The following is a 20,618-nucleotide window of genomic DNA, read 5'->3' on the forward strand; positions in this document are numbered from 1 at the left end:
ATTGATTTATATATAAAGTTATCTAAACCAATAATCATCTGCCAGGCGGCGTCAAAAATCGATCCCGGGCCGCACACCCTGCCAGCCCAGGATTGACAAGTATTTGACGTTATTTGCTTTTCTAGTGAAAAGTGGCAAGTAATGGAGGCGGATAGGGTCAAAGCGGCAAGTTCACGCCGCCTTTTCCAGGAAAAGATGGTCAGAGGTTATTTTGCTTGATCAGTCGGGTCAGTCGGCGGTTTTCCTGCAATAGCTTGGTAAAACGCTCTGCATTCAGGGGTTTGCTGTACAGGTAACCCTGCAGCATTTCACACTCGTAGCGGCGCAGTATGCTCAGCTGTTGCTCTTCCTCGACCCCTTCAGCCACCACTTTCAATCCCAGATTGTGGGCAATGGTGATGATGGCACTGGTCATATGCCTGTCCACAGAGCTGGTGGCAATATCGTCGATAAAGGCCTTGTCAATCTTCAGGGTATTCAGAGGGAAGCGTTTCAAGTAAGCCAGGGACGAATACCCTGTACCAAAATCATCCAAGGCCAAATGAATACCCATTTCCCGCAGACGCTGCATCAATGCCAGAGACTGCTCAGGTCTTTGCATCAGGGTGCCTTCGGTTATCTCACACTCAAGATGCAGGGGAGACAATCCTGTCTGCCGCAATACCTGCTCAATCCGTTGATCCAGGTCCGGAAGTTCAAATTGCCGGGCAGAGATATTGATGGCCACCCGGCCGGTAAACAGTCCCTGCTTGACCCAGCGTTGGGTATCCTCGCAGGCTTTACGCAGCACAATTTCCCCGATTTCGATGATCTGTCCGGTTTCCTCAGCCAAAGGAATAAACTGATCAGGGCTGACAATGCCTTTTTCCGGATGCTCGAAACGCACCAGGGCCTCCATGCTGACCAATTGGCCTGAGGCGATATCCACCTTGGGCTGGTAAAACACGCTGAACAGGTCTTCCTTAATGCCATGCCTTATCAGATTCTCAATCTGCAACTGGCGGACGGCATTCTGGTTCATCTCGCCGCTGAAGAACTGATACTTGTTGCCACCGGCGTTCTTGGCAAAGTACATGGCCGTATCGGCATTTTTCAGCAGTTCCTGTGGACTGGCGCCATCTTCAGGATAGAAGGCAATGCCAACACTGGCGCCCAGTACGAATTCCTGACGGTTGATAACGAAGGAACGGGCCATTTCATCCAGAATACGCTGAGCCAGGTGGGTAATGCGGTGGATATCGGTGGTGCTCTCGATAAGGATACTGAATTCGTCTCCGCCCAGCCGATAGGAGGTTGCACTGGTGCCTGTCAGCTTCTGCAATCTGGCGGCAATCTGCTTAATCAGCATATCGCCGGTCTGATGGCCCATGGAGTCATTGATCTTCTTGAAGTTATCCATATCCATGCACAGCAGGGCGTGGGCTGTCCCTTTGCGCACCAGGTTCTGATGACTGGCCTGGAAGAAGGAGCGATTGGGCAGGCCGGTGAGGGTATCCGTATTGGCCAACTGCAGTAACTCTTTCTCCGTGCGTTTGCGGGAGGTGATATCGGAAAAGACCCCCACATAGTGACTGACGGCGTCATTTTCATCGTGGATAGCGTCGATATTCAGATCGATCTCATAACGTTCACCATTGTGCCTGACCGATTCCACTTCACCGCTCCAGTTGCCTTTCTGGCTGAGGGTTTTGCGAACTTCCTCGGTAAAAGCCGGGGGATACTGATGGAAGGTCAGATAGCTGGCCAGGGCCTGTTCCCGGGTGTCGCCGGTCTGATTGCAATAGGCCTGGTTGACGGAAATAATCCGGAAACTGGTGTCGGTAATAAACACCCCATCGGAGATGGTTTCTATGGAACGTTTAAACAGCTTAAGTTGTTCTTCGGCCTGTTTCAGGTGGCTGATGTTTTTCAGCGTTCCCGTCATCCGCAGGGGTTTCTGCTGACTGTCCCAGGAAACCACTTTGCCCCTGTCCAGAATCCAGATCCAGTTGTCACGAAAATCCCTGACCCGGTAGGTGGTTTCATAGAACTCGGTTTCCCCTTGCAAATGCTGGCTCAAGGCTTCGCGGGTACGTTCCAGATCGGCATGGTGTATATTGGGTTCAAGCTGGGTAAATACCCGTTGGTTGTCCTGGGGGAAGTCCATCGAGCCCCATATATTGGAGCGGAATATTTCTCCCTTTTTAATGTCCCAGTCCCATAGCTCATCGCCACTGCTCCACAGCGTCAGTTTCAAGCGTTCTTCGCTGTCCCTGACCCGATGGAGGGTAGTTTTACGGACCTGATATTGACGGTACCAATAACTGAGCAACAGAAAAGCGACGAAGGCATAAGCGATCAACGCATAGCGGTGCAACCAGGCAGGGGCCTTTACATGGATCTTCAATTCGGTGGCCGGAGACCAGGGACCATCCAGTTCTCTGGCCTGAACCCGGAAGGTATAATTGCCAAAGCCCAAATTGGTAAATGTTGCCTGACGAATACTTCGCTCAGCTACCAACCACTTTTCAGACAGGCCCGATAGTTGATAGCGGTAGCTCACCCAACTTGAATCTTTTGGGTTAACAAGGGCAAATTCGAGGGAAAATGGCGATGCGTCATTTGCCAGGCTAATACTTGAGGATAAGTGAACAGGTGACTGTAATGGACTATCAACGTGGCCTAGTTCAACCCGTTGGTTGAATATGCTAAGTCCAGTAATTAACGGAGCTCTGTCTGGAGGTACCCTGTTGTCAAGTAGGGGTAATCGATCTGGATTAAAGATGTGAAATCCTTTGGTGCCTCCAAACAACATATTACCCGTAGAGGCAACAAGTCCTGCCCCCTCGTTTAATTCATTAAACTCAAGCATTTCCTTGGTTATGTACCGTACTATCTTGCCAGATACAGGATCTATCTGGTCTATACCCTGGTTAAGTGTCGCTACCCAAAGAGAACCACCTGTAAGCACCATGGTTAGGACCACGTCATTAGACAAGCCAGCATTCTCATCAATATGTTGAACCACGCTGTAGTCTGTCTTTGAAACCTTGAAGATGCCATTATCCAACGTGGACAACCAGAAATAATCGGCAGTCTCCAAGACAGAGTTCGTTGAACTAAGAGTTATATTCCTCTGCAAACCATTGAAAACAAGGTGGTTAAATTCTTTTGAGTCAAGGTTATAGAGAGATACTCCTAGGTTTGATATGAGCCATAAGTTATTGTTGGTATCAACTAGCTTTGGGCTAACGCTCTGCATTCTTGAATCAGCAACTTTCACGTTGTGAAATGTGAGCTCGTCGGTACTTAACCAACTGAGAGAGCCCGTGTTTGATACAATCCAAACCTTATTTTGATGTGAAACCAGACTCTCGATTACAGAGCCACCAAGGAGGTGAGCTTCAGGAATTAGAGTTTCCTTTTTATTATCATGTGTGAACACGAAGATGCCATCAGAACTGGCTATCCATAGCTTTCCGTTGATGTCTATGGCAATGTCCCAAACAGAATGGGGGAACTTTGGAATATAGCGTTTAACAACTCCTGAGTAGGGATCAAATAGGTTCAACCCGCCACTCTGAGTGGCAATCCATACCAACCCATCGCTATTTTCTGCGAATGCCCAAACTTTGTTGTCAGATATAGATATTTCACTGTGAGGAATCGAAATGTAGTGTTTTATGTACAATGTTTTCTTGTTATATCTGTGAAGACCGTCCGTAAAACTTCCTAGCCATATTGATCCCTTACTATCCTTAAAGACTTTAAAAGTATAGAGGCTCTTGAGCGAAACTAATACGTCATTTTCTTTGCTTATACTAAACACTTCGTTAGATGAGGGGGCATAAATAGATACTCCTTCTGTAGTTCCTAACCAAACTTGACCATCATTATCTTGGACTATTGTTCTGACAATATTGCTTATAAGCTTTGGTTTGGACGTGGTATCCAATTTCTCTACTAAATTGAAACTGGAATCGACAACATATACACCTTGTTCCGTGGCGAGCCATAACTTGTCATCAATTACATCCGCTTGATAAAGATAACCGGCAAAAATCTCAATTGACCATGGGTTTGTAGCGGATAACTTATATATTTCCTTCTTTCTCTGGTCATAGATTTGAATTCCATGACCATATGTTCCAATCACAATCATATCGCCAAAAGAGACTATCTCCGTAGTTTCTGGCAGTGTTTCTAAATCAGTCCATTTAACAAAATCAACTTCCTGATTTTTATTATCCAACTTGTAAATGTTGTTTTCATCAGCGACAAGCAAATCATTTCCGACTTCATTGATTGACCATATTACATGACCTGTAAGATTGGTATTCTTGCTTGTGTAAACAACAAAGCTGTCAGAAATGGCATCATATTTTGCCAACCCATTATTTGTTCCCACCCACAACTGATTGTTTCGATCAATAAATAACTGTCGAACAAAAGGATCAGGAATGCTCCTTGGATTCTGAGGATCATGATGATACTGACGGAATTCATAGCCATCGAAGCGGTTTAACCCGTCTGCTGTCGCCACCCAAATGAAACCGTGCGCGTCTTCAGCAATATCCAGTACTGTGCTCTGACTCAGACCATCTTCAAGGGAATAGTTTTCAAATTGAAGTTCGGAGGTGTTGGTGACGGCAGAAGCTGACTGCGCCCCGACAACAGCCAGGCAGGCAAAAATCCAGAAAAAAGTCATAATGACCGGGCTGAAACGCAAAAGACACCTTTATGCAGCTTGGCTGCTTTATAGTAATTGTAATTTTCGGCTGATTTGGGTTGCCGAGTGCCTGCTAAGCAAAAATCCCTCTTCGCGGTTTAACAATTATGGCTGCAAGCCACAGCTATCCTGCTGTTGGTAATCGGTAACGCTTCCGTAAGTTAAAATATGTAGGCAGGCAAGTCAAAGGGAGTAGTGCAGAAATGGCGGCTTTTATCTGATTTGGCGGGCTGTTGCCTTAAATTGCGGCAAATCTTCGATCATCGTGCCGGAATGGGCCAGTTTTTGCTGGCCGGACTGGCGACTGTATAAAAGAAGAGAACCAAACTTCTGGCCAGAATACAGACGCCGGCAAAACGTCAGGATTTCCTCGCGACTCAGGGTAAGTATCTGCTCGCTGAGTCTATGTTGTTGATCAAAGTGCCAGTCCTTATTGCCAATGGCCAGCCATAAACGTTGGCTGCGCATTGACAGGCTGTTGTCCTTACTGTCCAGTTGCTTGGCCACTCCAGCTTTGATGGCGTTCAACTCTTCCTCCGGCATGGTTTGCACGCGCAGGTCAGCCTGTTGTAGAAAATGCTCGATTTCACTGACCAGAGCCTCCGGCGTGTGATTCGGCGACTGGATATAAAAGCCCATCCCCGGGTGCTGGTTATAAGGCATGTAGCCGCTGCCCACCAGATAGCCGAGTTGTTTTTCAGTTCGTAATTGATTGAAGAAGGGAGCGGCCAGCAATTGTTCTGTCAGTATTGTCAGTGCAATGTCGTGCACATCGGCAGTGGGTGTCTGGAAATACTGCAGCACAGCATGATCGCCTGCCTGGCAGGGCACCTCAGCCAGATATTCGCGGCCCTCTTCCAGGGCGATAACATTGCGTGCGATGCTTTTTGTCGGGGTGACCTTATGCAGGATTTTTCCGGCGATCCTGTTACTGAAATCTCTTGCCTGTCTGGATGGCCAGTCGCCATAGGCGAACGACTCCAAATGCAGGGCCCCAAGTATTTCGCGCTGCTTTTCCTTCATACCCTGGCTACTTGCCTGCTCCAAGATAGGCAGCAGCGAGACGGGCGAAAAGCTAAGTGGCTGCAGCAAAACGGACAATCGGGTGAATAGCCGGTTGACAGGTTTGTTCAGAAGACTGTTCTGCATTGCCTGCCATTGCCTGAGCCGCGCCTGTTCAAACTCCTGCTCGCTGAACCGGAATGACAGAATCTGCTCAAGCATGGCCTCTGCCAGGTCAAATTGCCTGTCTGTAAAGCCACTGGTGTGCAGCGAGAAGCCCCCTTGGTGTGCATAGAAGTGAAAGTGCAGACCGGCAATCATGGCTTGATAGTAATCCTGGCTCAACCGTTCCTGCACCATAGTGGTCCAGATGCGTTTGTAGGCACTGACGGCTTCTCCGTGCAGGACGGCAGCAGAATCGAAAGACAGGTAAAGTTCGCCTTTTGGCTGTTTGAATTCGTTGTCCTGGGCAAACCAGAAACTGAAACCCTCTTCGTCCTTAAGCTTGACCGGGGTCAGGTAATCCTTTTCCACCTCAACCGGCGTGGTGCGCACACTTAAATAGTCGTTCGCACTGGGCAGACTCAGATGAGGGTCCAGACCGGTATTCTCCAGCCCCTGCAATAGCTTTGCAGGTAAGGGGAAGATTTTATAGGGCGTGGCATACCATGCGGCCAGGCGATCTGTCTGCAGTTCTGGCAGAATCAGCTTAAGGCGCATATTTTGCGCTGTCATCCTGTCCAGCATCCGATGAATCAATTCAGGTTCGAAATGATCCATCAGATAGTCCCCACACAGGACCCAGTCATCTGCAAAATGCTGCATTTGTACCGACAGGTGCGAAGCCAGGTCGACGGGTTTGGGTTTGTCGTGAAAATCGAAGGCCATCTGGCCAAACTTGCGCCGCTCTTCAAATCGCCATGCTGAGACGCCCTGCTGGCGGATGAGTTGCAAGTAACTGAACATGAGTCCAAGAATAGCCTGCCAATGCTCTGCCCCCAGTTCGGTTAGCTGCAGATTGATATTGAAGTCTTTGAAATTACTGCCCTGAATGCCGCCGCCGGCACTGAGGCTGGTGGCCCAGCCCAGTCCCTTCAGTCTGCTCAGCAGGCTGCCGGGCCCCTCATCGCCAATCAGGTGACTGATCAGATTAAGCGGCTTGCTCCTGTAGTAGGGATAGACGTCCGGCAGGGCAAAGCTGACGATCATGCGCCTGGCAGTCTTCAACGGCACTATGTTCAGTATTACGCCCAACTGTTCAGGAAGATACAGGGGAGGCAGTGGCTCTGCGACAGCCTGCTTTTTCGCGGACAGGCCTGAAAGATAGCGCCGGGCCAATCCTTCCATATCATCCAGGGACAGATCTGAAACCAGACAGATTGTCATGTTTTCAGCCCGGTAATGCTCTGCATGCATTGCCCGTAACTTCTCTTGCAGCTCAACACCATTGAAGCGGCCGAAAATTTCTGCGTTGCCCACTGAAAACTTGCTGAAAGGATGGGTCGGGTTGCAGGTTTCTTTATGCACCTGATAGAGGCGGCGCAAATCATCCTGTTGCTTGAGTTTGAACTCTGCGTCAATGGCCTGGATTTCTTTTTCTATTGTAGCGGGCAGAAAAAGTGGCTGGCTGAGCATGGCAGAAAACTGGGCCAACGCAGGTTCAAAAGCATTACTGAGTACATCAAAGTAGAAACTGGATTGTTCTGTGCCTGTCCAGGCGTTAACATGTCCGCCGTTTGAGGCGAGGGTGTCAGCCAGATGATTGGGTGACGGGTTCTCTTCGTTACCCAGAAACAGCAGATGCTCAAGGAGGTGGGCCAGGCCCTGGCAATCGTCGGGATCCTGAAAGTGTCCCATGGCAATGGTGACGGACGCAGCAGACTTTCTGCTGTCTGGGTCATTGGCAAGCAGCAATCTGAGACCATTGTCCAGTATCAGGCGCCGGTAACGGCATCTATCATATGCACTGATGATCACTTGCTGTTATACCCGTTTGGTTGTTTAACTCGTATCAAATAGGATAATGTCCCAAATTGCAACTCAGCCAGGTCCGATCATCTGTGACCGGGGTTTGCCTTGTATCAGGAATACCAACGCTAATGCAGATTTTTATTATGCGTCACGGGGAAGCAGAGTCCTGTTTCGTTCAGGACGCCCGCCGTAATTTGACAGAACACGGCAGGGAGGAGGCCGATACGACAGGGCAGTGGCTGAGCGGGCTGCTGGAGAAGGTCGATCTGGTGATAGTCAGCCCATACAACAGAGCCTTGCAGACCCTGGATTCAGTCTGCAGCCGCCTGCCCGCCGCCGAAGTGATGGAAACCGACGATGTGACGCCCTATGGGGAGCCGGAGCAGTTTCATCATTATCTGGGGGCGCTGCTCTCAAGCCGCAGCGACGTTCAATCGCTTCTGATCATCAGCCATATGCCTTTTGTCAGCAGTCTGGTGGATGAGCTGTGCGATCACTTGTACTCATTGCTGTTTGCCACGGCAGGGGTGGCGCATCTGGATTATGATCCCTCAACCAATAAAGCTTCGCTGATCAAGCAGTATATCCCCTGAGAATTTGCTTCAGCTTTTTCTCCCGCCTCCGATAACAAGTCGGAAGGAGGGAGAGATGTCCAGTAAAAGTTTACCCGCTTATTTGCAGCAGATTCTGGAAAACCATGTGGCCCAGTCTGATCTCGTCTATGACGACGAGTTGAAAGTGATCATGGAGCGTCTGCATAAGCTCAACGACAGTGTTGAAAAGCTGAAGGCCAATATTCGTCAACGTCGTGTCGAGCAGGCTAAGAATGAGCCTCGTTAGTTGCCAGCCGATTCACTGCGGCTGTGCTCCGGTTCTTTGTACAGCATAGGCATGACGCGCACTGTCTTGACCATATTATCCGTCATCTCGACTATTTCGATGGGATAACCAGCCAGTCTGCAGGCCACATTGGCGGGCGGAATTTCTTCGAAATGCTCCAGAATCAGGCCATTAACCGTCTTGGGTCCCTCGGTGGGAAAATTCCAGTCCATTTCCTTATTCAGGTCCCGGATGTTGGCGCTGCCGTCTACCAGCACACTGCCGTCCGCTTCCAGATTCACTTCCTTGCTGTGAGTGGGCAGTATGGTGGTGGTAAAATCTCCTACTATTTCTTCAAGAATATCTTCCAGCGTGACCAGACCCTGAATATCACCGTATTCATCCACCACCAGACCGATACGCTCCTTGGCGGACTGGAACTTATACAGCAGGGTGTGCAGTGGAGTGGTCTCGGGTGTGAAATAAATCTCTCTGACGGCCCTTAACAGATTGGCTTTGGAAAATTGATCCTTGGCCAGCAGCTTCAACGCATCACGCACATGCACAAAGCCCACCGCGTCGTCGATACTGTCCCGATACAGCAATACACGGGTGTGCTGTGAATGAACCAACTGCTTCTGGATGGATTTCCAGTCGTCATTGATATCGATGGCGACAATTTCGCTGCGCGGGATCATGATGTCCTCTGCAGTAACCTTTTCAAGATCCAGAATACCTACCAGCATGTCCTGGTGCTGCTTGGGAATCATAGCCCCGGCTTCGTGAACCACTGTCCGGAGCTCTTCCCGGCTCAGGCTGTCTTCATCGCCACTTTTAGGGCTGATACGGAACAGGGCAAGAATCAGATTGGTAAACCCATTGACGATATAGACCAACGGATAGAGTATTTTCAGCATTGGCAGCAGGATAAAGGAGCTCGGGAAAGAGATCTTCTCCGGATACAGGGCAGCCAGCGTCTTGGGCGTGACCTCGGCAAACACCAGGATTACCAGGGTCAGGGCAAAGGTGGCGATGGCAATACCTACGTCACCAAACAAGCGCATGCCGATAATGGTGGCAATGGCCGACGCGGCGATATTGACCAGGTTGTTGCCAATCAGTATCAGTCCAATCAATCTGTCAGGACGCAGCAGGAGCTTGTGAACCCGCTTCGCTCCACCATGATCCTCTTTGACTAAATGCTTGAGGCGATAACGGTTGATGGTCATCATACCCGTTTCGGAGCTGGAGAAATAAGCTGAAAACAGAATCAAGATGGCAAGCAGTATAAATAAAGTGCCGGTTGATATGTCGTCCAAAAATGGGTTCCTGTATTGATAACGGCGTCGGACCTGGTTGATCGGCTATGACGCTTATTAATCCGGTTGCCAGAATGTGCGCTTTTATTGTTCGACGCCACTGAGCTCAGAAGAGTAAGTCTGCCAAAGTCTTTTTCACATTCCCAGTAAAACTTCCTTGACGAATCGACTGCCGAAGTAAGCCAGCGTCAGGAGCAGGGCCCCGGCCACCGTGGCGACAATCACCGGACGACCGCGCCAGCCGAACCGGTAATGCCCCAGCAAGAGCGTCGTAAAGAGCAACCAGGCGAGCAGCGAAAGTACTGTCTTATGGGCCTGGTGCTGGGCGAACATGTCATTGAGGAAGACAAAGCCGCTAATCAGCGAAAGGGTCAGCAGTACAGTTCCAACCAGCAGCAGCTTGAACAGAATCTGCTCCACTATCATCAATGGCGGCAGAGAAGAGTGCAACATGGATTTCTGCTTATGCTTGAGGCGAAAGTTAATATAGGCCAGTTGCAGTGCATACAGGAGGCTTATCATTAAACAACCGTAAGCAAACAGCGCCAGGCTGATATGGGTGAGCAGTGCAGGGCGCATTTCTATGTGCATTTGATAGGTGTCGGGCACCAGCAGGTTGACCAGTACGGTCAGAGAGGCAAAACCATAGACCACAGGTAACAGAATGGCATTGGTCAGACTGAACGAAGCGATGGTCATGGACAGGCTGATCATCCAGGCCACCAGAGACGCCACATTCAGAATGCTCATATTCTGCCCCGGCAGGGAAAAGATACCCTCCACCAATAGAACAAGATGCAGCACCACCGCCAGGGTACCCGCCATAGCAGATAATTTGTGTCTGGGACCCTCATGGTGAAACAACCTGCTGCCGATATGGGCGGCGGCAAACAGGTATAGCAGGGTTACCAGCAGTCCCAACAGCATCATCTTATCGCCTCGTTAGCTTCCATTGCAGCCTGCTTTTCGTAGTTATCAATATGACTCATCTGAGCGTGTAGACCCTTCCTTAAAGCGCCGCCAAGTATATCCTCACGGCTGACATGACGCCAGAGCGCTTCTGTCACAGATCCGGGAATTGCCGGTGTTGCATCCAGTTGGACTCAGGTATAATCCGCGCCAAACCGGGTTGAATCAACACTCTGCGGCGCAGCCAAACAGAGACAGTGCCAGAACAGGATAGCGATCACAATGTTTGAGAACCTTACCGAACGACTTGGCCAGACGCTGAAAAATATCAGTGGTCGTGGACGTCTGACTGAAGACAATATCAAAGATACCCTGCGGGAAGTCCGTATGGCATTACTGGAGGCTGATGTTGCCCTGCCTGTGGTGCGCGAATTTATCAGTCAGGTCAAGGACAAGGCTGTCGGTATCGAGGTCAGCAAGAGCCTTAATCCGGGTCAGGTTTTTATCAAGATAGTCCGTGGCGAGCTGGAAGCCATCATGGGCCAGGCCAACGAAAAGTTGGATCTGGCCACACAGCCCCCCGCCGTCGTTATGATGGCGGGTCTGCAGGGCGCCGGTAAAACAACCAGTGTGGGCAAACTGGCCAAGTTCCTCAAAGAGCGGGAGAAGAAAAAGGTTCTGGTTGTCAGTGCGGACGTTTATCGTCCAGCAGCCATCAAGCAGCTGGAAACCCTGGCTACGGAAGTCCAGGTGGGGTTTTTCCCTTCCAGTGTTGAGCAGAAGCCCGTCGATATTGTTAATGGCGCCATCGAGATGGCCAGAAAACAATTCTACGATGTCCTGCTGGTAGATACCGCCGGTCGGTTGCACGTAGACGAAACCATGATGGCCGAGATTAAGGCCCTGCATCAGGCCATCAAGCCGGTTGAAACCCTGTTTGTGGTGGATGCGATGACGGGACAGGACGCGGCTAATACCGCCAAGGCCTTCAACGAGGCGCTGCCCCTGACCGGCGTCATACTGACCAAGGCCGACGGTGACGCCAGAGGCGGGGCCGCCCTGTCCGTCAGACATATTACCGGCAAGCCCATCAAGTTTCTGGGCATGGGTGAGAAAGCCGACGCCCTGGAGCCTTTCCACCCCGACCGGGTGGCGTCGCGTATCCTGGGCATGGGTGACGTACTGAGCCTGATTGAAGAAGTTGAGCGCAAAGTTGATAAAGACAAAGCGCAGAAGATGGCCAAGAAGATCCAGAAGGGTAAAGGCTTCGACCTGCAGGACTTCAAGGAACAGCTCGAACAGATGCGCAGCATGGGCGGCATGATGTCAATGCTCGACAAGATGCCGGGCATGGGCAATATGTCGGCACAGATAAAAGACAAGGCCAACGACAAGAGCTTCAATCAGATGGAAGCCATTATCAATTCCATGACGCCGGGTGAACGCGCTCATCCCGATATCATCAAGGGGTCACGAAAGCGCCGTATCGCAGCAGGTTCAGGCACTCAGATCCAGGATGTCAACCGGATGCTGAAACAGTTTACCCAGATGCAGAAAATGATGAAGAAAATGACAGGGGGCGGCATGCAGAAGATGATGAGAAAAATGAAAGGCATGATGCCTCCCGGCGGTCCGGGTGGCATGTTCCCCAGATAGACTGGACATAATTGGCCGGCTGAAGCCGGCCTGTCTTACTCCTACCCCATTACGCTCCACTCCTCACCGAATCAGCATTTCTCCTTGCATTCGGGGGCAAAATCCGTACAATACCGCGGCCCTTGAATCCGGCTGTTTACGGCTGTGTTCGGGGGTAAATAAGGTAATGTCAACGCTTAACGAGTTTAGAGGCAACTATGGTTACTATTCGTTTACAGCGTGGTGGCGCTAAAAAAGCTCCATTTTATCAGGTCGTGGTGGCTGACAGCCGCCGTGCGCGCGATGGCCGTTTCATTGAGAAAATTGGCTTTTTCAACCCGACTGCTCAAGGTCAGGAAGAAAAACTGCGTATCGATCTGGACCGTGTTGAGCATTGGGTCGGTGTAGGTGCAAGCCTGTCTGACCGCGTTGCTCGTCTGGTCAAAGATGCAAAAAAGGCCGCTGCGTAAGCAGGCCGACTGAGGTATAGGAATGAGTGACGCGTCTGAAACTCTGGTGGTAGGCAAAATCGGTGCGCCTTATGGTGTCAAAGGTTGGGTCAAGATCACTTCCTATACTGACGTACCCGAGGGGATTTTCGATTACGCGCCCTGGTTGTTAAAGACCGAGGGCGGGCTGAAAGAACTGAAGGTAGACCAATGGCGTGAACACAACAACGGTTTAGTCGCCAAGCTCGACGGGGTGGATGACAGGGATGCAGTCGACAGACTGAAAAACCTGGAGATCTGCATCCAGGCAGAGCAACTGCCGGAGCTGGAAGAAGGTGATTTTTACTGGCGTGATCTGGTAGGGATGCGTGTGGTTAACCTCAAAGGTTACGACATGGGTACTGTCAGGGAACTGTTTGAGACGGGCTCCAACGACGTGATGGTCGTCAAAGCCAATATCAATGACGCCTTTGGTCAGAAAGAACGCATGATCCCTTATCTGTTGGACCAGGTGGTCAAACAGGTGGATCGGGCGGAGAAAACCATCACTGTGGATTGGGAAGCGGATTTCTGATGACCCGCAAGTTTTGTGTGGTCAGTTTGTTTCCGGACATGTTCGACAATTTCACCCAGCAGGGTGTGTTTGGTCGGGCAGTCAGATCGGGGCTGATACAGGTCGACTGTTTCAATCCCAGAGACTTTACCCATGACAAGCATCGTACAGTGGACGATAGGCCTTATGGCGGCGGCCCCGGTATGTTGATGATGGTTCAACCGCTGACAGACGCAATCCATGCAGCCAAACAGGCGGCGGGAGACAACTCCAGGGTGATCTATTTGTCACCCCAGGGTAAAAAGCTGGATCAGCAGGGAGTTCAGGCCCTTTCCCAAACGGAAAACCTGGTTCTGGTAGCTGGTCGCTACGAAGGCATCGACGAGCGGGTCATAGAAGCCGAGGTAGACGAAGAATGGTCTATCGGCGACTACGTCCTCAGTGGCGGGGAACTCCCGGCCATGGTGTTGATGGATGCGATAGCGCGATTTGTGCCCGGAGTTCTCGGTCATGAACAATCCGCCGAGCAGGACTCATTCAATGATGGTCTGCTGGATTGCCCGCACTATACCCGTCCGGAGAATCTCGACGGTCGCCCGGTTCCGGAAGTACTACTGTCCGGTAACCATGAAAAAATCAGGCAGTGGCGGTTAAAACAGTCGCTGGGAAGAACCTGGCAACGACGCCCTGAATTGTTAAACGACCTGGCTCTGACTGAGGAGCAAAAGCGATTATTGAGGCAATTTCAAAGTGAATTGTCCCAGCAGCAAGCGCCTTTGCAGCAAGATGACAGTTAATCCAGGATGAGAGGTTATGATGAGCAAAATCAATCAAGATATCATCAAGCGTATTGAAGAAGAACAGTTGAAAAAAGACGTTCCTGCTTTCGGCCCAGGTGACACTGTGATCGTTCAGGTACGGGTTAAGGAAGGCGACAAAGAGCGTCTTCAGGCTTACGAAGGCGTTGTTATCGCCAAGCGTAACCGTGGTCTGCACTCTGCATTCACCGTGCGTAAGATTTCCAGCGGTGAAGGCGTTGAGCGTGTATTCCAGACTCACAGCCCAGCTGTCGCTTCCATCGAAGTGAAGCGTCGCGGTGCCGTACGTCGCGCCAAACTGTACTATCTGCGTGAGCGTAGCGGTAAGTCTGCACGTATCAAAGAAAAACTTAACTAAGATTAATTTTCCCGTTGACATACCTTATAAAAAAGCCCGGCAATTGCCGGGCTTTTTACTTTTTATCAAAGCCTTTTATCTTGCATGTCGCTTTACCAAACCTCCGTAGTTACTTCATTCAAATGAAGTATTTCTTTTTATTTGACATGCAACCATATGGTTGCATATTGTCTTGTCATGGATATTTTCAGTGCCCTTGCCGACCCCAAACGACGCCAGTTGATCGAAGCACTCTGGCTGCATGGTCCGTTGTCCATCAAGCAGCTCAGTGAAGGGGCTGGCATCAGTCGTCAGGCCATTACCAAGCATCTGGATATCCTGATTAAGGCGAAGATTGTTTCGGCTGAATTTGCTGGCAAGGAACGACTCCACCGGCTCAATCCAAAGCCTATTGAACGGGTGGCGCTGTGGTTACAACCCTTTGCCGAACAGTGGGATGAACGATTGTCCCGACTTAAACATTATCTGGGAGAAGATCATGAGTGACATAGACAGCATCAGCAGACAGCTGGAATTCAATCAGTCCATCGAACAGGTCTGGCAGGCCATTAGCGACCCGGCTAAGGTCAGTCAGTGGTTTGGCTCCAGAGCCGATTACCAGTTGGCCGAGGGAAGTGAAGGCTGGTTTGAATGGCCTGAAGAGGTCTGTTCGGGGCGCTTCGCTATGCGAATTGAAAGGGTAGAACCTAACCGCTTTCTGGCCTGGCGCTGGATGCAGGATAAGGATGTGCCCTTTGCTGCTGAACAATCCACTCTGGTTGAGTGGTCGCTGGAGCAGACCGATGGCGGCACCCGCCTGACACTGAAAGAGTCCGGCTTTTTGAATCATCACCAGCGGAAAATGAATGTACAGGGCTGGCACCAGGAACTTAACGATCTGTACGCTTGTCTTGCCGACATGGCTGCCTGACGACGGCCACTGGATCCCATTCACGCAGAAGGATAATCTTGCCGGTCTGATAACAAACAAGGAAATCTATGCAGCTTATTGGGACCCTTAAACCTACTGTGATGTTATTACTTTGTGCGCTGAGTCTGGCCGTCCAATCGGCGGCCATGGACAGCGCCACCCTGGATAAGGCCGCACAGCTCAGGGACCAGGCCCTGACATCTGACCAGGCTTATAAGTTACTGGAGTCCCTGACTACAGAGGTGGGGCCGCGACTGGCAGGTTCAGACAAGGAACTGGAGGCTATCGAATGGGCCAAGACTAAATTCAGGGAGATGGGATTTGACAAAGTCTGGACCGAGCCCGTGAAAGTCAAGCAATGGCAGCGCCTGTCCGAATCCGCCGCCGTCATCGCACCTTTTACCCAGCCGCTGCAGATTTCCACTCTTGGTCACTCTGTCTCTACACCACCAGGGGGCGCAACAGGGGAGATAGCCCATTTTGCCACCCTGGAGGCGCTGGAAAAGGCCAGTCCCGGTGAGGTAAAGGACAAGATTGTCTTTATCTCAAACCGAATGCACAGACATAAGACAGGCTCAGGTTACGGTCCTGCCGTGCGAGCCAGGGGGGAGGGAGCCAGTATCGCCGGCGCCATGGGCGCCAAGGCGCTGTTGATCCGGTCTATTGGTACCGATAGCCACCGGCTGCCCCATACCGGCGTACTAAGATATGACGAAGATAAGCCAAAAATTGCGGCTGCCGCTTTGTCAAACCCGGATGCTGACTTACTGGAGAGGATGCTGGAGCGGGGCAATCCCGTCAGCCTTACCGTCAACATCCAAACCCGGGATAAGGGCGAAGTGGAAGTCGCTAACGTCATCGGCGAGATCCAGGGCCGCACCAAGCCCGATGAGGTAGTATTGTTAGGGGCACACCTTGATAGTTGGGATCTGGGCACAGGCGCAGTGGACGACGGCGCAGGCGTGGCCCTGACCATGGCGGCGGCCAATCTGATTCAGGATAGCCTCAAACAACGCCCTTACCGCACCATCCGGGTGGTATTGTTTGCCGCCGAGGAAGTGGGCCTGGTGGGTGCCAAAGCTTATGCAGCTGCACACCAAGATGATATGGACAAACATATTATCGGCGCTGAATCCGATTTTGGGGCCGGTCCGGTCTGGGCCCTGTCGGCCAAAGTCGGTGCGCAGGCTTTGCCGGTCATCGACAGCATGGCGCAACTGATGGGTGCCCTAGGGGTAGTCAGAAGCGACAGCATTGCCTCTGGTGGTCCGGACGTGGGACAAATGGTTAAACTGGGGATGCCTGCGGTGGACTTGATGCAGGATGGCACGGACTATTTCGACTTACACCATACGGCTGATGACACACTGGATAAGGTGGACCCAAAGGCGTTGCAGCAGAATCTGGCCGCCTGGACGGTGTTTGCCTACCTTGCTGCCCAGTGGCCCGGGTCCTTTCGGTAAGATTCCAGGTTTGGCGCCAACAGGTTCATGAGCGGCCTTTGTGCCTGGCCAGGTAACTGTCCAGGCCATTGGCAAAGGCCTGTTTCTCCCTGGCTCCCAGCGGTGGCGGTCCTCCTGACTGCACGCCGCTGGCGCGCATCGTATCCATAAAATCCCGCATATTCAGACGCTGGCGGATATTTTCGCCGGAATAGACTTCACCCCGGGGATTCAGGGCTTCGGCACCTTTGGCGATGACATCGGCGGCCAGCGGAATATCGGCAGTCACCACCAGATCACCTGGCTGGACCCGTAGTACGATCTCGTTGTCGGCCTCATCAAAGCCGGATGAGACCACCAGCGAACGGACAAAGCGTGAGGCCGGAGTCCGAAGGGGCTGATTGGCGACCAGCAGGGTCTCGGTTTGGGTGCGTTCGGCAGCGCGGAACAGGATTTCCTTGATCACCACAGGACAGGCGTCGGCATCGACCCATATTGTCATAACAGATTAATTCCTTGGACTTCAGGTGAGCTCAGTGGCTGACGCAGACCCTGTCGCGCCCCTGAGACTTGGCTTCATACAGAGCCTGATCGGCCCTCTCCAGACATTTCGTCATGTTCTCCCGGGGCTGCAATTCCGCCACCCCAAAGCTGCAACTAAGGGACAACCCCCCTGAAAACCGCCGCTGACGTACTTTACCGGCAATGCGTTCTGCAAGTTTACCGGCCTCTGACAACTCCGTCTGGTGGCAAAGAATAACAAACTCTTCACCTCCCCAACGGGCAACAATGTCCTGGTCCCGCACACAGCGGGTCAGCACCCCGGACAGCTCCGCCAGAATGGTATCGCCACAGGCATGACCGTGGCAATCATTGATCTCTTTGAAGTGATCAATATCCAGGATGATCAGGCAGGTTTTGTCATGTTGCTGTGACTGGCGTTGCTCCTGCTGGATACGCAGGTTGAAGTAATGGCGGTTATACAGCTTGGTCAGCGGATCATGATTGGAGAGAAACTGCAGCTCGGCATTGGTGTCCTCCAACTGACTCCGCAGTGACTCCAGCTGCTGATTTTTGGTGGCAAGTCGCAAGCTGTAGCGTCGAATACTGATGTTCCAGATAAACAGCAGTAGCAGCACTGCCAGGGTCACCGCCACCACCTGCCAAACCAGATCGTAATTGTTGTTCTGGATAATTCGCAGATTAATCCAGCGTTGTTGAATATCCAGATGTTCCTCTTCGCTGATGCTGGCCAGCGCCTTATTTAACGCCGGCAGGAGATATGTCAGCTCAGGGGCGACACCTATTCGCAATTCGTCCTGGGGGCCACCCCAGCCGGCAATCTTCAGGTTAAATAGAGCGGCCTGCTGGATGTGGGCGTTGACCGAGTAAAGAGAGCCGGCAAACAAATCTGCCTTGCCCTCTGACACGGCCTGCAGGCCGTGCTTTTCGCTTTTAACGACCAGTGTTCTGATTTTTGGATAGTATTTTTGCACATATTCCAGTAAGCGGTAATCCTGGGGCAGTGCCAGCAGCCTGTCGCCAATATTGGTAAAGCCCTGTAGAAAAGGCTCGTCTTTTCTCGACACCAATACGTTGGGAGCATAGAAATACACATCGCTGAACCCCAGATAACTTTCCCGGTGCTCGCTGCGATTTAACATGGGCGATAATTGGCATGTACCCGTCTTAAGGGCATCAATGGTTTGCTGCCAGCTTTGGGTCGGCAGTAGCTCCAGATCCAGGCCGGCCCTTTCGGCCACCAACCTCAGATAGTCAGAGGCCATCCCCGTGTGACTGCCTGCATCAATGGCCTCGTAAGGCATCCAATCGGGGTCCACACAGTAGCGCAACGGGTGCTCCATTGGTGGCGGAGCTTGCCGGGCCCAGACAGAGTGAAGGCAGAGAAATGCACTAAACAACACTAGCCAGCGAAGAAGGCAATCCATTGGCATCCGTTTACAAATTGATACATTCACAAGGAAGTGTATCGGCATGCATGTTTAAAATCTAATCAAATCAGAACGAGTCGGATTTTTTCAGATCTTGTGGCTGGGCTTGGGGGGAGAGTGGCTGAACCCTCATTGGACATTTTTTATCTTGACCAGCTATGGCACACTTGGAAAAAAGGAGCGTGGCTGAGGTGCTACGCAGATAATAATAATTTGGAGCCATCCGATGACAACTAACCCTACCTGGACGACCCGGGCGCTGGACAAGATAGAAAAAGTGGGTAATAAGCTACCCGATCCCGCCGTTATTTTTCTGATCAGCATGATCATAGTCTGGGTTTTGTCAGCCCTGCTGGCGGGGACCAGTTTCGATGCCATAGACCCGAGAACCGGGACCCCGGTGGTGGTCAATAACCTGCTGACCGGTGACAGCATGGCCGATTTTATGTCACGCATGGTCACCATCTTCACGACCTTTGCCCCCCTGGGTGTGGTACTGGTCTCCATGCTGGGCATCGGGGTGGCGGAGCATTCCGGTTTTATTAACGCCGGGCTCAAACGCATGCTGGATTCCACCCCCGGGTTTCTGCTGACCCCTTCCATTATTCTGGTGGCCATTGTCAGCCATACGGCTACCGATGCCGGCTATGTGTTGGTGATTCCGCTGGCCGGCGTCATTTTCTACGCTATGGGTCGTCATCCACTGGCAGGGATTGCGGCGGCCTTTGCCGGGGTAAGCGGCGGTTTCAGCGCCAATTTTATACCCTCGGCCATCGACCCTTTGCTGCAGAGCTTCACCCAAAGCGCAGCGCAGATTATCGACCCGGCCATGCAGGTCAACCCGCTCAATAACTGGTTCTTTACCAGTGCCTCCAGCATTCTGATCATTCTGCTGGGCTGGTATCTCACTGACCGGGTAATTGAACCCAGGCTCAAGAATACGCCGGTTGACGGCGATCCGGATGAAATCCCCCGGTTTGAGGAACTGGATGACAAGGATCGCAAGGCGTTGCGTATTGCCACTATTGTGATGCTGGCCGGTGTGGGGCTGCTGGTGGCCGCCCTGTGGCCGGCGGACTCGCCGCTGCGCTCTGCTGAAGGAGAACTGACCTCGTTCGCCGCGCCTGTTATGCGCAGTATTGTGCCACTGATCTTCCTGTTGTTTATCATTCCCGGCACTGTTTACGGCTTTGTGGCAGGCACCTTTAAGACCAGTAAGGATGTGATTGTGGCGATGAGCAAGTCCATGGACAGCATGAGCTACTACATCGTTATGGCATTTTTCTGTGCCTTGTTTATTGACGCATTTGCCAAGTCCAATCTGGGCGCCTTGCTGGCCATTGAAGGTGCCCAGTTCCTCAAAACCCTGCAGCTTCCCAGTATGGTAACCATAGTCGGGCTGGTGTTCCTGACCGGTTTTATCAACCTGTTTGTTGGGTCGGCTTCGGCCAAGTGGGCGCTGCTCGGGCCTATCTTTGTGCCTATGCTGATGCAATTAGGTATTTCACCGGATCTGACCCAAGCCGCCTATCGGGTAGGGGACTCCTCTTCCAACATCATCACCCCGCTGATGCCGTACTTTCCGCTGGTGGTGGTCTTCTGTCAGCGTTACGTGAAAAATACCGGCATCGGGACGGTGTTGTCGCTGATGCTGCCGTTTTCAGTGTGTATCATCATCGCCTGGACGGTATTCCTGCTGCTCTACTGGGCGCTGGGGCTTCCGCTTGGTTTGCAGGCCAGCTATGTGTACCCTGCGCCCTGAGCAAGGAGTGA

At 51.7% G+C, this 20,618-nt stretch carries 17 protein-coding genes; 11 read left to right on the top strand and 6 right to left on the bottom strand.

From position 1 onward, the window contains the following. Positions 1-199: 199 nt before the first annotated feature. Entirely contained in the window at positions 200-4,687 is a 4,488-nt protein-coding gene (locus tag J0A66_RS23955; protein ID WP_206574920.1) for an EAL domain-containing protein, read from the bottom strand. A 234-nt stretch (positions 4,688-4,921) separates the two neighbouring features. After that, positions 4,922-7,687 carry an insulinase family protein gene (locus J0A66_RS16115; RefSeq protein ID WP_206574874.1) on the bottom strand — a complete coding sequence of 922 codons (2,766 nt, stop codon included), beginning with the start codon at positions 7,685-7,687 and terminating at the stop codon, positions 4,922-4,924. A gap of 122 nt (positions 7,688-7,809) precedes the next feature. Here J0A66_RS16115 and sixA point away from each other — a divergent pair, with 122 nt between their 5' ends. Beyond that, on the top strand, positions 7,810-8,274 hold the full coding sequence (gene sixA, locus J0A66_RS16120) for a phosphohistidine phosphatase SixA (protein ID WP_206574875.1): 465 nt from the start codon (positions 7,810-7,812) through the stop codon (positions 8,272-8,274). Between the two features lie 55 nt (positions 8,275-8,329). Further along, positions 8,330-8,521, top strand: coding sequence for a hypothetical protein (locus tag J0A66_RS16125; protein ID WP_206574876.1), 192 nt, complete (start codon positions 8,330-8,332; stop codon positions 8,519-8,521). Here J0A66_RS16125 and J0A66_RS16130 read toward each other — a convergent pair. Both J0A66_RS16130 and J0A66_RS16135 read right to left on the bottom strand, forming a co-directional pair. Further along, positions 8,518-9,819, bottom strand: a complete 1,302-nt coding sequence (locus J0A66_RS16130) for an HlyC/CorC family transporter (RefSeq protein WP_206574877.1) — start codon at positions 9,817-9,819, stop codon at positions 8,518-8,520. The two genes, J0A66_RS16125 and J0A66_RS16130, sit on opposite strands and share 4 nt — an antisense overlap. Positions 9,820-9,954: 135 nt before the next feature. Continuing rightward, entirely contained in the window at positions 9,955-10,746 is a 792-nt protein-coding gene (locus J0A66_RS16135; RefSeq protein WP_206574921.1) for a cytochrome C assembly family protein, read from the bottom strand. A 264-nt stretch (positions 10,747-11,010) separates the two neighbouring features. On the opposite strand from J0A66_RS16135, the gene ffh reads away from it, so the two are divergent. The 8 genes from ffh (at position 11,011) to J0A66_RS16175 (ending at position 16,914) form a co-directional block, all read left to right on the top strand. Beyond that, positions 11,011-12,384, top strand: coding sequence for a signal recognition particle protein (ffh, locus tag J0A66_RS16140; RefSeq protein ID WP_206574878.1), 1,374 nt, complete (start codon positions 11,011-11,013; stop codon positions 12,382-12,384). Between the two features lie 197 nt (positions 12,385-12,581). Continuing rightward, positions 12,582-12,833 (top strand): 30S ribosomal protein S16, encoded by a 252-nt coding sequence (gene rpsP, locus J0A66_RS16145; RefSeq protein WP_206574879.1) that lies wholly within the window; start codon positions 12,582-12,584, stop codon positions 12,831-12,833. A 22-nt stretch (positions 12,834-12,855) separates the two neighbouring features. Next, entirely contained in the window at positions 12,856-13,386 is a 531-nt protein-coding gene (gene rimM, locus J0A66_RS16150; protein WP_206574880.1) for a ribosome maturation factor RimM, read from the top strand. Then, a complete protein-coding gene (gene trmD, locus J0A66_RS16155; RefSeq protein WP_206574881.1) occupies positions 13,386-14,162 on the top strand; it encodes a tRNA (guanosine(37)-N1)-methyltransferase TrmD in 777 nt (258 codons plus the stop codon). The genes rimM and trmD overlap by 1 nt, the downstream gene beginning before the upstream one ends. A gap of 19 nt (positions 14,163-14,181) precedes the next feature. Further along, positions 14,182-14,541 (top strand): 50S ribosomal protein L19, encoded by a 360-nt coding sequence (rplS, locus tag J0A66_RS16160; RefSeq protein ID WP_206574922.1) that lies wholly within the window; start codon positions 14,182-14,184, stop codon positions 14,539-14,541. A gap of 177 nt (positions 14,542-14,718) precedes the next feature. After that, positions 14,719-15,027: an ArsR/SmtB family transcription factor gene (locus tag J0A66_RS16165; protein WP_206574882.1), complete on the top strand. Its 309-nt coding sequence runs from the start codon at positions 14,719-14,721 to the stop codon at positions 15,025-15,027. Continuing rightward, positions 15,020-15,451: an SRPBCC domain-containing protein gene (locus J0A66_RS16170; protein ID WP_206574883.1), complete on the top strand. Its 432-nt coding sequence runs from the start codon at positions 15,020-15,022 to the stop codon at positions 15,449-15,451. Before J0A66_RS16165 ends, J0A66_RS16170 begins: the two co-directional genes overlap by 8 nt. Positions 15,452-15,519: 68 nt before the next feature. After that, complete coding sequence (locus J0A66_RS16175; RefSeq protein ID WP_206574884.1) at positions 15,520-16,914, top strand: M20/M25/M40 family metallo-hydrolase; 1,395 nt, start codon at positions 15,520-15,522, stop codon at positions 16,912-16,914. Between the two features lie 25 nt (positions 16,915-16,939). Here J0A66_RS16175 and J0A66_RS16180 read toward each other — a convergent pair whose 3' ends face one another. Continuing rightward, complete coding sequence (locus J0A66_RS16180) at positions 16,940-17,395, bottom strand: YaiI/YqxD family protein (RefSeq protein ID WP_206574885.1); 456 nt, start codon at positions 17,393-17,395, stop codon at positions 16,940-16,942. A gap of 31 nt (positions 17,396-17,426) precedes the next feature. Further along, a complete protein-coding gene (locus tag J0A66_RS16185; RefSeq protein ID WP_241264246.1) occupies positions 17,427-18,746 on the bottom strand; it encodes a diguanylate cyclase domain-containing protein in 1,320 nt (439 codons plus the stop codon). A 325-nt stretch (positions 18,747-19,071) separates the two neighbouring features. Between J0A66_RS16185 and J0A66_RS16190 the strand changes: the two genes are divergently transcribed. Next, positions 19,072-20,607, top strand: a complete 1,536-nt coding sequence (locus J0A66_RS16190) for an AbgT family transporter (RefSeq protein ID WP_206574887.1) — start codon at positions 19,072-19,074, stop codon at positions 20,605-20,607. Positions 20,608-20,618: the final 11 nt, after the last annotated feature.

Origin of the sequence: Bowmanella dokdonensis (genome assembly GCF_017254865.1) — a bacterium.
Lineage (GTDB): Bacteria > Pseudomonadota > Gammaproteobacteria > Enterobacterales > Alteromonadaceae > Bowmanella > Bowmanella dokdonensis.

What these genes read in the sequence shown, in the direction of transcription:
- J0A66_RS23955 (WP_206574920.1), bottom strand. Translation starts at nt 4,687, where the DNA reads ATGACTTTTTTCTGGATTTTTGCCTGCCTGGCTGTTGTCGGGGCGCAG.
- sixA (WP_206574875.1), top strand. Translation starts at nt 7,810, where the DNA reads ATGCAGATTTTTATTATGCGTCACGGGGAAGCAGAGTCCTGTTTCGTT.
- J0A66_RS16125 (WP_206574876.1), top strand. Translation starts at nt 8,330, where the DNA reads ATGTCCAGTAAAAGTTTACCCGCTTATTTGCAGCAGATTCTGGAAAAC.
- J0A66_RS16135 (WP_206574921.1), bottom strand. Translation starts at nt 10,746, where the DNA reads ATGCTGTTGGGACTGCTGGTAACCCTGCTATACCTGTTTGCCGCCGCC.
- ffh (WP_206574878.1), top strand. Translation starts at nt 11,011, where the DNA reads ATGTTTGAGAACCTTACCGAACGACTTGGCCAGACGCTGAAAAATATC.
- rpsP (WP_206574879.1), top strand. Translation starts at nt 12,582, where the DNA reads ATGGTTACTATTCGTTTACAGCGTGGTGGCGCTAAAAAAGCTCCATTT.
- rimM (WP_206574880.1), top strand. Translation starts at nt 12,856, where the DNA reads ATGAGTGACGCGTCTGAAACTCTGGTGGTAGGCAAAATCGGTGCGCCT.
- trmD (WP_206574881.1), top strand. Translation starts at nt 13,386, where the DNA reads ATGACCCGCAAGTTTTGTGTGGTCAGTTTGTTTCCGGACATGTTCGAC.
- rplS (WP_206574922.1), top strand. Translation starts at nt 14,182, where the DNA reads ATGAGCAAAATCAATCAAGATATCATCAAGCGTATTGAAGAAGAACAG.
- J0A66_RS16165 (WP_206574882.1), top strand. Translation starts at nt 14,719, where the DNA reads ATGGATATTTTCAGTGCCCTTGCCGACCCCAAACGACGCCAGTTGATC.
- J0A66_RS16170 (WP_206574883.1), top strand. Translation starts at nt 15,020, where the DNA reads ATGAGTGACATAGACAGCATCAGCAGACAGCTGGAATTCAATCAGTCC.
- J0A66_RS16175 (WP_206574884.1), top strand. Translation starts at nt 15,520, where the DNA reads ATGCAGCTTATTGGGACCCTTAAACCTACTGTGATGTTATTACTTTGT.
- J0A66_RS16180 (WP_206574885.1), bottom strand. Translation starts at nt 17,395, where the DNA reads ATGACAATATGGGTCGATGCCGACGCCTGTCCTGTGGTGATCAAGGAA.
- J0A66_RS16190 (WP_206574887.1), top strand. Translation starts at nt 19,072, where the DNA reads ATGACAACTAACCCTACCTGGACGACCCGGGCGCTGGACAAGATAGAA.